12 protein-coding genes are annotated in these 13,341 nt (G+C 62.5%); 8 read left to right on the top strand and 4 right to left on the bottom strand.

Features of this window, described 5'->3' with window-relative positions; all coding sequences use genetic code 11:
* A partial coding sequence (locus GX181_01160) for a hypothetical protein (protein ID NLM70554.1) occupies positions 1 to 167 on the bottom strand: 167 nt, incomplete at its 3' end.
* A gap of 132 nt (positions 168 to 299) precedes the next feature.
* Between GX181_01160 and GX181_01155 the strand changes: the two genes are divergently transcribed.
* On the top strand, positions 300 to 1,208 hold the full coding sequence (locus GX181_01155; GenBank protein NLM70553.1) for an exopolyphosphatase: 909 nt from the start codon (positions 300 to 302) through the stop codon (positions 1,206 to 1,208).
* Between the two features lie 4 nt (positions 1,209 to 1,212).
* Here GX181_01155 and GX181_01150 read toward each other — a convergent pair whose 3' ends face one another.
* Genes GX181_01150 through GX181_01140 form a run of 3 tightly spaced genes read right to left on the bottom strand, consistent with a single transcriptional unit; the run spans position 1,213 to position 2,947 of the window.
* Positions 1,213 to 1,710: an NUDIX domain-containing protein gene (locus tag GX181_01150; GenBank protein NLM70552.1), complete on the bottom strand. Its 498-nt coding sequence runs from the start codon at positions 1,708 to 1,710 to the stop codon at positions 1,213 to 1,215.
* Between the two features lie 20 nt (positions 1,711 to 1,730).
* The gene (locus tag GX181_01145; GenBank protein ID NLM70551.1) at positions 1,731 to 2,624 is read right to left on the bottom strand and encodes a hypothetical protein; all 894 of its coding nucleotides are present in this window, start codon (positions 2,622 to 2,624) and stop codon (positions 1,731 to 1,733) included.
* A complete protein-coding gene (locus GX181_01140; protein ID NLM70550.1) occupies positions 2,624 to 2,947 on the bottom strand; it encodes a response regulator in 324 nt (107 codons plus the stop codon). Before GX181_01140 ends, GX181_01145 begins: the two co-directional genes overlap by 1 nt.
* 263 nt (positions 2,948 to 3,210) lie before the next feature.
* Here GX181_01140 and GX181_01135 point away from each other — a divergent pair, with 263 nt between their 5' ends.
* The 7 genes from GX181_01135 (at position 3,211) to GX181_01105 (ending at position 13,339) form a co-directional block, all read left to right on the top strand.
* On the top strand, positions 3,211 to 3,846 hold the full coding sequence (locus GX181_01135) for a response regulator transcription factor (GenBank protein NLM70549.1): 636 nt from the start codon (positions 3,211 to 3,213) through the stop codon (positions 3,844 to 3,846).
* Positions 3,843 to 5,252, top strand: coding sequence for a hypothetical protein (locus GX181_01130; protein NLM70548.1), 1,410 nt, complete (start codon positions 3,843 to 3,845; stop codon positions 5,250 to 5,252). The genes GX181_01135 and GX181_01130 overlap by 4 nt, the downstream gene beginning before the upstream one ends.
* Before the next feature lie 324 nt (positions 5,253 to 5,576).
* Complete coding sequence (locus GX181_01125; protein ID NLM70547.1) at positions 5,577 to 7,730, top strand: methyl-accepting chemotaxis protein; 2,154 nt, start codon at positions 5,577 to 5,579, stop codon at positions 7,728 to 7,730.
* A gap of 22 nt (positions 7,731 to 7,752) precedes the next feature.
* Positions 7,753 to 9,564, top strand: coding sequence for a methyl-accepting chemotaxis protein (locus tag GX181_01120; GenBank protein ID NLM70546.1), 1,812 nt, complete (start codon positions 7,753 to 7,755; stop codon positions 9,562 to 9,564).
* Between the two features lie 43 nt (positions 9,565 to 9,607).
* The gene (locus GX181_01115; GenBank protein ID NLM70545.1) at positions 9,608 to 10,630 is read left to right on the top strand and encodes a BMP family ABC transporter substrate-binding protein; all 1,023 of its coding nucleotides are present in this window, start codon (positions 9,608 to 9,610) and stop codon (positions 10,628 to 10,630) included.
* A gap of 80 nt (positions 10,631 to 10,710) precedes the next feature.
* Positions 10,711 to 12,258, top strand: coding sequence for an ABC transporter ATP-binding protein (locus GX181_01110; GenBank protein ID NLM70544.1), 1,548 nt, complete (start codon positions 10,711 to 10,713; stop codon positions 12,256 to 12,258).
* On the top strand, positions 12,245 to 13,339 hold the full coding sequence (locus GX181_01105; GenBank protein NLM70543.1) for an ABC transporter permease: 1,095 nt from the start codon (positions 12,245 to 12,247) through the stop codon (positions 13,337 to 13,339). Before GX181_01110 ends, GX181_01105 begins: the two co-directional genes overlap by 14 nt.
* The last annotated feature ends 2 nt before the right edge of the window (positions 13,340 to 13,341 follow it).

Genomic DNA, 13,341 nt, shown 5'->3' with positions numbered 1-13,341 from the left:
GTCGCCCTCTCCGCCCATCTCAATCCCTTGGCGCACAGAAAGGCGCTGTACGGCAGGTCCGGGTTGGGCGCCAGGATCGTCCTCCCCCCGTCGAAGCGCCCCCTCATGGCGCAGGCGTCCGGACAGTCGTACGGGCAGGCGGTCGTAGTGAACCGATGCTCTTGCATGGCTTTCGCTCCTCTCATGCTCGATAAATGATACCATCATTAAGGCAACCGGTCGGGACTTTGCGATGTCGCGCGGACCCTCCCGTAAATGTATAATGGGTTCAGTAGAATATGATGGGGAGTTGGTCGCACATGCGCCTTATCACACGCTCTGATTTCGACGGCCTGATCTGCGGAATACTGCTGAAGGAGGCGGGGGTCATCAATTCCTGGAAGTTCGTGCACCCGAAGGACCTCCAGGACGGGCTCTTCCAGCCCACCGAGAACGACGTGCTGGCGAACGTGCCCTACGTTCCAGGCTGCGGCATGTGGTTCGATCACCACTCGTCCGAGGAGGAGCGGGTCGGATGGACGCAGGACGCCAAGGGAGAGAGCCGCCTCGCGCCGTCCGCCGCCAGGATAATCTACGAGTATTACGGCGGAGCGGAGCGCTTCCCCGGTTATGATGATATGATCGAAGGAGTCGACAAAGTAGACTCGGGCAATTTGACCGCGGAGGAGATCCTCAACCCCGAGGGCTGGATCCTTCTGGGCTTTCTCTGCGACCCCCGGACCGGGCTGGGCAGGTTCAGGGAGTTTCGCATAAGCAACTACCAGCTGATGGAGAACCTGATCAACCACTGCAGAAACATGACCATAGGCGAGATACTGGAGCACCCGGACGTGAAGGAGCGAGTCGCGATGTACTACGAGCAGACGGCGCTGTTCACGGAGATGATCCACTCTCACACCAGGATAAACGGAAACGTGATAATCACGGACCTGCGCGGCGTATCCCCCATCTACACAGGTAACAGGTTCCTGATATACAGCCTCTACCCCGAGCAGAACGCCTCCGTTTGGATAGTCGACGGCAAGCAGATGCAGAACGTGGCCATCGCGTGCGGGCACAGCATCCTCAACAGGACGTGCAAGACCGACATAGGAGCCCTGATGCTGAAGCACGGAGGGGGCGGACACAAAAGGGTCGGCACCTGCCAAGTGTCCTACTCGGCCGCCGACCTCTTGATCAAGGATATAATATCGGAACTGAAGGGCTAGCAGGTCACAGGGCTCTCGGTACCGGACCGGCGATGTCGTACACGGGAGGCGCCCCCTTCTCGACGAGCATCGTGCCGTCGAACGGATAGTCCCCCCCGATTATGCGCGGCATCAGGAGGCGATAGATCGGGTGCATATCCGGCGCGGTAAGGCTCTCGTCGACATCCATCCACTCGACCTCCCCCTCGTCGCTGCCGTGCGGCTCGCCGTTGAAATTCCTGCAGACGAAGTAGACGGAAAGGTACTCCATCTCATCGCCCTCCACGACGGCGTGCAGCGTCCCTGCGTACTCCGCGCCTTTCACGACACAGCCTGTCTCCTCTTTTATCTCGCGCGCCAAGGCCTGGCGAAGTGACTCGCCTCGCTGCTTCCGCCCTCCGGGCACGGTGCGTTCCCCCCTGTACGGGTCGTTCGCCCGTCGGACGATCAGCACCTTGCCGTCCCTGATCAAGAAGCCGAACACTATCAGGGCAGTGTAGGCGCAACCCTCCCATGACTCCATGCCGCGGCCTCCTCAGCCCGTCACCACGCGCGTTCCAGCCGTATGCCGGTCCACAGGAGCCCCTTCGGAAGCAGGAACGGGAAGACCGCATCCGGACGAGGCATGTCGATCGAAGAGACTCTCTCCACCATCTCCTGGGGATGCATGTCCAGCTCTATGCCCTCGTCGGAGCAGTTCACTGTGAACAGCCCGTTGGCGAGATTCAGAAACTCCCCGACGCCGGCCTCGGCCATCTCGTCGTACGAGACGATGTCCTCGAAGTCCGTGAATCGGCGTGCCAGGTCCACGTAGACGTCGTCGTGCGCCCCTAGGAAGACGGTGATCCTCTGCTCGCCGCTCATCCTCTGGACGAAGCCGCGAAGGTTCGAATAGCTCGCCTCCGCAAGGGGATCCAAAGCGGTGCCCGGGTCGACGAAGCGTATGACGCTCTTCATGAACACCGAGCCCCATTTTCCGACGAGGGGTCGCCTGGCCCCCGGCTGCCCTGCCAGCACGGAGGAGATCACCCCATCGACGTCGTTGGCCTTGACCGCCTCGTACCCCTCGTCCGTCAGCCCCGCCTTGGTGCGATACAGCTCCAGCGCCTTGAGGAAGCCCTCGTGGGACATGAACCCGTCCTGGACAAGAATCTGCCCCAACAGTACGTGCTCGCTCTTCTGGGCAGAGATTATCGACTCAAGCTGCTGCACTGTGAGGTAGCCCTTCTCGATCGCCAGCTCTCCGAAGCGGCGGTCTACCTTCTTCTGGGCCTCGTTGACCTCAAGTACCTGGTCGGGCGTCATAAAACCCTGCGCAAGGGCGAGCATTCCAATCAGCGGACGGACCTCACCGAGCCGGCCCAGAGCGTTGGAGAGGGAGCTCGAGGATACGATCCCCTCCTGCAGAAGAAACTGTCCGAAAAGCCGAGAGAACACTAATCCCACTCTCCTTCCAAAATCCGGCGTGCGAGGGCCAGTACAGCCTCTTTCTCGAAGGGCTTCTGGATGAAGTCGACCGCTCCGAAATCGATCGCAGCCTTCAGATTCTTGGTTGTTCCGGTGGACGACGCCATGACCACCCTGGCCGACGGGTCGAGCTCTCTGATCTCCGACAGGGCCTGGATGCCGGTCTTTCCCGGCATGACTATGTCAAGAAAGACAATGTCCGGACGATGCTCGCGGTACATATCTACCGCCTGAACTCCGTCGTTGGCCTCGTGAATGGCCTTGAAAGGCCCCTCGCTCAAGATCTTGTTCATGATCTTTCGCACCACAGCCGAGTCGTCGCATACAAGCGCGGTGAACTTTTTCTCCACGGGGAAAAACCCTCCTTACAGGTTTTTTTACGCCCAAAATGCCGTTTCCTGAATTATAACATGAAGCGCGACGAGAGAGACCAGGATTTCCTCGAACCAGTGATAATCCGGACTGAGGGATCTCAAGAAGCATCACCTCCGTCGATGATAAAATAACATAGCACCGCGAACACGCGGAAAACGAGGCAAAACGGGAGGAATCCGACGTGACCATAAGAATTCTGCTTGCCGACGACCACCCCTCCACTCGCTCCGGCATCTCCACCTGGCTCGAGGATGAGGATGAGTTCAAGCTCGTCGGCCTTGCGGAGGACGGCGAATCGGCCTGGAGGGCCGCGCTTGAGCTGAAGCCCGACCTCGCGATGCTCGACATAGAGATGCCGAACGGCGACGGCCTGGAGATAGCGTCGCGCATCGCGAAAAGCGACCTCGACACCAGGGTCCTGATGCTCACGGCCTACAGCGCGCAGCAGTACGTCATGGCGGCGATACGCGCCGGGGCCATGGGGTTCGTGCTGAAGTCGGCCCCTTTCGAGCTGCTGAGGCGTGCCATCCTGGACACAGCAGGAGGGATCTTCTTCCTCGACCCCTCTCTGTCTCTCTCCGCCCCCGATGAAGGGCCGGAACTGTCGGAGCGGGAGCTGGAGGTCCTGCTCCTGACCGCGCGCGGCCTCCCCTCGTCCGAGACCGCCCGGCTGCTGTCGATAACAAGGCGCACCGTCGCGGCTCACCTGACCTCCGTTTACTCCAAGCTGGGAGTGAAGAACAAGACGGAGGCCGTGCTGACTGCTCTCAAACAGGGCATCATAATGCTGGACCAGATAGGCGGCGACGAGAGATGAAAAGCCGCCTGCTTCAGCTTCTGCTGGCCCTGGTGACCCTTTTCACCGCGGGCAACTTCCTCGTCTCGCTGCACGCCCTGAGGGCGCAGGAGGCGGCCATGGACTCGATGATGCGCTCGTATGTGCTCGACCTGGCCGAGAACTTCTCCAGCACCATGCCCGAGGCCGGTTCCGCCGACAGGCCGCACAGGCCGAGGATGGCGCGGATAATGCGCTTCAGGATGCTGTCGGTGGACCCGGCGCTGCAGACCCCGGAGGCGGGCGGCATGCTGCTCATCTCCAGCGAAGGAAGGGTGCTGTCATCGACACCGGGCGCAGAGAGGCTGCTCCCCCTCTGGAAGGGGGTGAAGGCCGACGAAGAACCCCTCAAGATCGAGGACGCCGATGGAAACAGCTTCTACGTGGTGGTTCGCTCCCTCGAGGGCGATAGCTTCATAATGGCCGCCGTCTCTAGGACCCATCTGCTGGCCCCGCTCGCCGTGGTGTGGAGGAACTGGGTTCTGTCTGCCATGCTGACCTCCGCCGCGGTGCTTCTCGGCGTCTTCATGCTGTGGCGCCTGCTTGCATTCCCCCTGCGGGGCTTCGTCGAGCGCCTCGGCCTGATCAAATGGGGAAAGGAGCCGGACGTAAACCTCTACGACGGCCCGCTGGCGGAGCTGTCGGCCCTGTCGGCGGTGATAGGAAGGCTGGCGGCGGAGTCATACGAGAAGGAGGAGCTTAAGGCCCGGTACGTGACGGACCTGGTCGAGGCGCAGGAGAACACAAGGAGGCAGCTGGCGCGCGAGCTTCACGACGGCGCTCTGCAGTCCGCGGTCGCCGCGATCAAGAGGATACAGCTCGCGAGGAGGACCGCGGACGACCCGGCCCTCGAACACCTGGATACCGCCGAGGAGGCGGCCCAGGCGACCGCAACGGAGATAAGGGACTACTGCGAGGCTCTCTCCCCCTCCTGGGCCAGGCTCGGGCTGACCGGCGCGCTGGAGGAGACGGCGGCGCGGCTGGCACGAGCATACGAGGGGCTTGAAATAGACGTGGACGCCGACATGGAACTGCTGCGAACCAGGGCCGACTTCGACGAAGCGCAAGTGACGGCCCTTGCGCGCATACTCCACGAGGCGGCCTCCAACTCCGTCCGGCACGGCGGGGCGCGATTCATACAGGTGGAACTGCGCATAGGGGACGGACGGCTGCTCTTCTCCATCCAGGACGACGGAAGCGGCTTCGACGCGGAGGGCTTGACCGGTGACGGCTTCGAGGAGCTGCGGGCCGCTGGAAAGCGAGGACTCTCCAACATATTCGAGCGCTCGCGCCTGCTGCGCGCGGAGATGACGATAGCATCCCGTCCGGGAGAGGGCTGCAGGCTGGAGATCCTGCTGCCGCTCGAGGCGGACGGGGCACCACCCTAGGTCATCCCGAGAAGGGGCGTTGAGCCGGGTTGCCTGTTGCCAATCGGCTTCCTTTGGGTATAATCTTGTCAGGCTAAACGCCAGATTTGCCGTAAAAATCATCTCGATCACACACCGCTTCACCATGATTCAAATTTTGTAGAACCAGCAGGATCAACGCGCATTGAGGTCGCAAGAGGGCCACACCGGCCGTGGCGCGGAGCATCGAGATCAAACAGCGCGTCGTCGGTCGTCGTTTCAAGGGTTGCAGGACACAAGCCAAGAGGCTCTCAAAGCACGGAGAGACGAGTGTTTTCGTCAATCTCATCTGAAGGAGGGATGTTTATGTTCAGGAACATAAAGATAGGCGCGAAGCTTGCACTGTCTTTCGGGGTGCTCCTGCTGATCTTCGCTGGAGTGGGGGCGTTGAGCTGGGTGAACATGAACTCGGTAAGGAACGAGGCTGATGCATTGGCCGAGCAGTACGTACCGGAGTCCAACATCGCGGGCGACGTACTCGACTCGATCAAGGACATGGTCTACGAGATGAGGAGCTTCGGGGACACCTACGAGCAGAGGTACGACGATGCCGGGCGCATGCACGCCGCTAACGCGAGGAAGTACCTCGGGGAGGCGACGGAACACGCGGCCAAGTCCCCGAGGCTCGTCAGGCTGCGCGAGGATCTCCCGAAGGTCGAGGCCAGCCTGAACGAGTACGACGACATGATGAAGCTCACCGAGGATTCGGTCAAGGATATCCTTGAGATCAGGGCGGCGGCGGACGTGGCGGCGCGTGCATTCGTCGACAACACCGAGGCCTTCTTCGAGTCGCAGCTCAAGACAATGCACGAGGAGATAAGGCTTAATCTGGGGGAGGAGGCCCTAGCGGAGCGACTGGACAAGCTGGTTCTGATAGACGGGATCTCCGAGGGCGGCACCGCCGTCCGGCTGGACAACTTCAGGGGACAGGCGCTGCGCGACACGTCGCGGATCGAGAGAGGGATCGAGCGCTTCAAGGAGATAGGGGGCAATATCGCCGAGATCCGCAAGGTCACCGTCCAGAAGGTCAACCTCGACCAGCTCGACAACATCCAGAAGGCGGCGGACGACTACCAGGCGACCATGGAGAGAATGCTGGCCGCCTGGAGGGATCTTGAGGAACTGGGCAAGAAGCGCGACGAGGCCGGGATCAACGTCGCCGGAGTTGCGCTCAATCTGCAGCAGACAGCTACCGACGCCACTGTCAGGATAGCGAACGACACGGTGAGCAGCCTCGGGACCACGATCGGATTCATCGTCGCGGCCGTCCTCGTAGCTGTGGTGCTGGGCGCCGCCGTGGCCTTCATCATGACGCGCAGCATCACCGGGCCGTTGCGCAGGGTGCAGGAGCTGGCCGCGAGGGCGCGGGACGGAGACTTCACCATCGACCGCGAGGACTTCCGGATAGTCAACCGCGACGAACTCGGGCTGATGGCGGACGCTTTGGCCGAGATGATCTCCGTTCAGCGAGACATGATCCGCGACCTAAAGGACAAGTCGGTCCACCTGTCGGCGATCTCCGAGGAGACGGCCGCGTCGACGGAGGAGGTCACCAGCACGACCGCCGAGGTCGCAGAGAGCAACGCGAAGCTGGCCGAGCAGACCCGGGAAGGACGTGCGAACGCTATCGAATCCTCCAAGGTGATGCTCGAGATGAGCAGCCTTATACAGATAGCCCAGACCCTCGCTTCGAACGCCGACAAGAACTCCACCGACATGGCGGAGGCGGCGTCGGAGGGGAGCGAGACGGTCGTGAAGACCATCGACACCATGGAGAACATCAAGGACTCCGTCCGCGAGACGGAGGAGCAGCTCAGGCAGCTGGACACCTACTCCCAGCGAATCGGAGTGGTGGGAGACACGATCACCGGCCTTGCCGACCAGACGAACCTGCTTGCGTTGAACGCGGCTATCGAGGCCGCACGAGCGGGCGAGGCGGGACGCGGATTTGCGGTCGTCGCCGAGGAGGTCAGGAAGCTGGCAGAGCAGTCGCAGGAGGGCGCTCGCGAGGTGGCCGACCTTGTGGAGAAGATACTCGAGGGCACTCGCTCGGCCGTCTCGTCGATGCAGAAGAGCCGCGAGGGAGTGGAGGACGGAGTGTCGGTGGCCCACGTCGCGGGGCAGGCCCTGGAACGCATCCAGAAGGCGGTTGACAGCTCCATCCATGACGTGCGCAGGATCATCACCACCACGGACGAGGAGGTCGCGAAGTCCGAGAGGGTTATCGAGCTGATCGACCTGACCGCGAGCGTGATGGAGACCACGGACGACCACGTTCAAAATCTGGCCGCCTCCATGGAGGAGACGGCGGCGGCTATGGAGAACGTGGCGACCGGCTCGCAGGAGGTCAGCGAGACGTCCGAGGAGCTCAAGCACATGACGGAGAGGTTCGTAGTGGACAGGGACGACGAGGACCATCAGGACCATCGCGAGGCCCTGCCTGCGCCCGGGAGGGATTGACGGATACTGAGGGAGTGATTGCATGGAATGGCTCGAAAGTCTGAGGATCAGGGGGAAGATTCTCACCCTGGCCGCAGTGATGACGATTATGCTGCTGGTGGTGGGGTACGCCGGATACAACTGCAACAGGAAGGCCGTCGAGAATATGGACAGTCTGTACACCGACAGGCTTCTTCCGACTCAGCTGATCTACAACGCTCTGGTTCACGGCAGGGCCATACAAGCGGACATATTCTCCATGATACTGGCTGACGACGACTTCCGAAAACAGGAGTTTCACGAGGACATCGAACGGAGGTCGAAGATAGTCGAGGAGTGCATCGAGGCCTTCTCAAAGGGGTCGCTCTCCGAGGAGGAGGCCAACCACCTGGCCAACGCGCAAAGGGTGTTCGGCCTGTACACGCCGGTTATGGACAGGGCAATCGAGCTTGCCCTTGCGGGAAGGGACCGGGAGGCCTACGAGTTTTTCGCGGACGAGGGACTATTGTACTTCGAGTTATACCAGGACGAGATCCGCTTTCTCAGCGACTACAGCGACAAGGCCGCGCAGGAGGTCAACGAGCGGAACAAGCTGGACTCCGACGCCTCCCTCAACGTTACCATCGGCATCTCCGTGGCCTCGGCCCTGATAGCGCTCTTCTTGGGATTCGTGATAGCCAGGATCATCTCCTCCCCGCTGAGGACCATGGTCGTCCTTGCGGACCGCGTGGGTGACGGAGATCTGACCGTGAGCCGCGAGGAATTCGGCATCGATACCGGCGACGAGCTCGGCGAGGTGGCGGACGCCCTCTCGGTCATGACTGAAAAGCTGAGGGGCGCGGTGAGCGGTATCGCCGATGTCTCCGGCAGGCTGGGGGACACGGCGAGCGAATTCTCCTCCTTGGCCGAGGAATCCAACGCCTGGATCGAGGAGTCGCGCACCGGCGTCGACGATGTCTCCGCGCAGATGGAGAGCCTGGCCGAGGCGGCGCGCGAGATCAATGAATCAGTCGAGGAGGTGGCTCACGGCACCCAGGCGACCGCGCAGAAGGGCACGGAGATGGCCGAGGAGGTCGAGCAGGCCAGACTCTCCGGGGAAGAGGGCGTCAGGGCCGTGGAGAAGGTGGTCGGCAGCATCAGCAAGGTCGCGGAGGACGTAGAGGAGTCGGCGAAGGCGATAAGGACCTTGGGGGACAGGGCTCGAGAGATTCAGAGCTTCGTCTCGCAGATAGGCGGCATCGCGGACCAGACGAACTTGCTCGCACTGAATGCGGCCATAGAGGCGGCACGTGCGGGCGAGGCCGGAAGGGGTTTCGCGGTGGTGGCCGACGAGGTGCGCAAGCTTGCGGAGGAGAGCAACGAGGCCGCGCAGAAGATCGCCGAACTCGCATCCATCATAACGACGGACCTGGACACGATCGTGTCGTCCGCCGAGAGCAACGCGAGGGACTCTCACGAGTCCAGCAAGCTTGCGGGAGAGACGCGCGAGATGATAGACCGAATGATGGAGGCTCTGTCCAGGATCGCATCCGCGACCCAGGACATGGCGGCCGTGTCGCAGCAACAGGCCGCATCCGGCGAGGAGATAACAAGCGCCATACAGAGCATATCCTCCCGCGTGAGCAACGCCGCGGCCTCTTCGGACATGGTGAAGGAGAAAATGGGGGAGGTTGAAAACTCCTCCGAGCAAGTGGCTCGGGGCGCCGACGAGCTCTCGATGCTTGCGGGCGAACTGAGGAGGCTGCTTGGGACCTTCGCCTACGAGGTGGAGACAACCGCTACGGAGCTCCCGCTGGAGGCGGGCGAACCAGACGAGCAGGGACAAGCGGAGGATGCATCGAACCTCGTGGACTGATATACTATAATCGTGCAAATTTTTACTGTGAGGGGGGATTGTTATGAGGAAAGTTTTGCTTGGTACGATCTGCCTGGCCTTCGCGGCCGGGGCGATTCTCGCGGGCGGCTGGACTGTCGCGGCCGGCGCGGACGAGGTGATCAAACTTGCGATGATCGTCGAGAGCACGGTCGACGACAAGGGGTGGTGCCAGTCGATGCACGACGGCATCACGGAGGCGCAAAAGAGGCTGCCCGGACGCATCGATTACAGCTACAGCGAGAAGATGAAGCCGGTGGATGCGGGTTCGGCGGTGCTGCAGTACGTGTCGCAGGGGTACGGGGTCATAATAGGCCACGGCGCCCAGTACAAGAACCTGATGCTCGAGATGGCCGAGGAGTACCCGGACGTGACCTTCGTCTTCGGCACCAGCGCGGAGATAGGGCCGGCAAACGTATACACCTACATGCCGGAGAGCGAGGAGACGGGGTACCTTTCCGGGGTCATTGCCGGGATGACGACCAAAAACAACATCGTCGGAGTCGTGGGGCCGGTGGACGGCGGCGACGCGGCCAGGTACAACAGGGGCTACGTGCTGGGCGTGCAGGCGATCAACCCGGAGGCGAAGGTTATAGTGGCGCACTCCGGCTCGTTCGGCGACTTCGTCAAGGCGGGCGAGGTGGCGGAGACCCAGATCAAGGCCGGGGCGGACGTGCTTACCGGATCCTCTCAGCAGGCGCTCGGCGCACTGAGAGCCGTCGCCGACCACAGGGACGAGCCGATTTGGTGGGTGGGCCAGGAGACGGCGCAGCTAGGCATCCCCGAGGGTTACAAGTGCATCGGCGCGTCGGAGTACAACTACGCCGCCGTCATAGTCGACCTGGTCGCGAAGCTGGACGCGGGCGAGACGGGCGGCGAGTGCATCGCGCTGAACTTCGCCAACGGCGGCTTCAACTTCCGGTTCAACGACGACCTGAAGGAGATGTGGGAGGGGCCGATCGAGCAGAAGATCGCCGAGACATTGGAGAAATTCCGCTCCACCCCCGGAACAATCGACTGGAGCAAGGTGGACTACTCGAAGCTGTAGTTCTTTATCGAGGCCCCGCGACCCTTCGTGTTGCGGGGCCCTTTCTTTGATAACAACGCCGCAGCACGGAGGTCCACCATATGGCGACAGCCGGAACCGACAGAATAACCAGCCTTCGCATGGAGGGCGTGACGAAGCGCTTCCCCGGCGTTCTGGCGTGCGACGACATCTCCCTCTCCGTGAACGAGGGGGAGATACTGGCGCTGGTCGGGGAGAACGGGGCGGGAAAGACCACGCTGATGAACATCCTGATGGGGCTCTACCGCCCGGACGAGGGGCGCATCCTGATCAACGGGTCGGAGGTTGTCTTCCGCTCCCCCAACGACGCCTTCGCCGCCGGGCTTGGCATGGTCCACCAGCAGTATATGCTGGTGGCGAACATGACGGTGCTCGAGAACATAGCGCTGGGTTACAGGCAGGCCTGGTCGCCTCTGAAGGTCGACCTGGGCATGGTGCGCGAACGGATCGACACGGTGGCGGAGAGGTACGGGCTCGTGGTCGACCCTGACTCGTACGTGTGGCAGCTCTCCATAGGGGAGCAGCAGAGGGTGGAGCTGGTGAAGACCCTGTGCTTGGGCGCTCGCTTCCTGATACTGGACGAGCCCACCAGCGCCCTGACCCCGCAGGAGACGGACGAGCTGATCGAGCTGCTCAAGAGGATGAGCAGGGAGCTGTCCATAATATTCATCAGCCACAAGCTGCACGAGGTGAAGAACCTGTCCGACAGGGTGGTGATCCTGCGACGGGGCTCTGTTGTCTTCGAGGGTAGCACCGCCGACCACTCGCCCGGGGAGATAGCCGCACTGATGACAGGGCGCGAGATCGTCCTGCCGAAGAACGAGGCGCCCTGCTGCGAGGGGTGCGAGGCTCTGACTATCAGGGGTCTGAAGGTGAGGAGCGACAGGGGCTTCTTCGCAGTCGACTCCCTGGACCTATCGGTATGCTCGGGTGAGATAGTAGGGCTGGCAGGGGTGTCGGGCAACGGACAGAGGGAGCTCGCCGAGGCGATCAACGGACTTCGCCGCGCCGAGGATGGGGAGATAATCTTCTTCGGGCGCGATATAGCGAACCTGTCGCCTCACGACGTGATCGCCGCGGGGATGGGCTACATTCCGGAGGAGCGCAACACCGAGGGAATAGTGCCCCAATTCTCGATGAAGGAGAACTTCATACTGAAGGACTCGGGCGACCCGCACTACTCCAGCAGGTCGTTCCTGAGACTGAGGGAGATAGACAGCAACGCGGAGAGACTTCGCAAGGAGTTCGACATCCGCAGCCCGGACACGAGGGTGGCGGCCGGCTCACTGTCCGGGGGGAACATCCAGAAGGTGATCCTTGCGCGGGAGCTGTCGCGCGAGCCGCGCTTCCTGGTGGCGGTCTACCCCACCCGCGGGCTGGACATGGGCGCGGCGGAGTTCATCCACAGGAGGCTTCTGGAGAAGCGGGAGGAGGGCATGGGCATCCTGCTGATCAGCGAGGAGCTGGAGGAGATCCTGGACCTGTCGGACAGGATCGCGGTGATCTTCAAGGGGCGGATAATAGACACCCTGGACAGGGAGCACGCGGACAGCAGGAGGCTGGGGGTCCTGATGGCGGGTGTCGGGGAGGGCGAAGATGAAGTGGTTTAAAACCCTCTACACGACGGTCGTGATCCTGCTGGCAGCGGGTGTGGCCACCCTCGCCGGCGCGCTGATCCTGTGGACGATCGGGGCGGACGTGACGAAGACCTACTCGGTGATCGCGTTCGAGCCACTGAAGAACGCCATGCAGATAGGCGAGGTGATCATAAGGGCGATACCTCTGACGATCATAGCGCTCGGCATCTCCGTGGCCTACCGCAGCGGCATCATCAACATAGGCGCGGAGGGGCAGATGTCGATGGGGATATTGGCCGCGACCGCGGTGGCGCTCGCGCTGCCGAACGCTCCAAGGTTCGCGCTGCTGCCGCTGGCCCTGACCGCGGGGGCGCTTGGCGGGGCGGCCTGGGGCTTCATACCTGGTATCCTCAGGGCAAGGCTGCACGTCAGCGAGCTTCTCTCCACCGTGATGCTGAACTACATAGCCGCTCAGTTCTACACCTTCTGCCTGAGGGGTCCTATGCTCGACCCGGCGGAGATAACGATGGGAAGCGGCACCCCCCAGTCGATGAGGCTGACCAGGGGAGTATGGCTGGACCGCCTGTTGCCCGGCACTCGCATTCACTCCGGGGTCTGGCTGGCGCTGGGACTGGCGTTCGTCATCTGGCTGCTGCTCTTCCGCACGTCGTGGGGTTACAGGCTGAGGGCGTCGGGTGCGGGCGAGCGGGCGGCCAAGTACGGCGGGATCGCGGTGGAGCGCTGCCTGGTGACGGCGATGGTTATAAGCGGGGCGTGCGCCGGACTGGCGGGGGCGGTCGAGATAGCGGGGGTGCACCGCAGGGCCATCGAGGGGGTCACCAGCGGCTACGGCTTCAGCGCTATCGTCGTCGCCCTCTTCGGCGGGCTGCACCCGGCGGGGATCATACCGGCGGCTTTCTTTTTCGGAATGCTCCTGGTCGGGGCGGACATGACTCAGAGGATGGCGGGGGTGCCGGCCAACGTGGTGACGGCGCTGCAGGGTGTCATAATCCTCGTCATCGTCGCCACCCGGATGGTCCTGGAGAACCCATACCTGAGGGAGAGGGTCGGGAACAGGCTGTTCGGCTCGACGGAGCGAGGCGGGGAGGCGTGATC

This window comes from Synergistaceae bacterium (assembly GCA_012521675.1).
Lineage (GTDB): Bacteria > Synergistota > Synergistia > Synergistales > Aminobacteriaceae > JAAYLU01.
The sequence above is the reverse complement of the archived record's forward strand: the minus strand, read 5'-3'. Positions and strand labels throughout refer to the sequence as shown.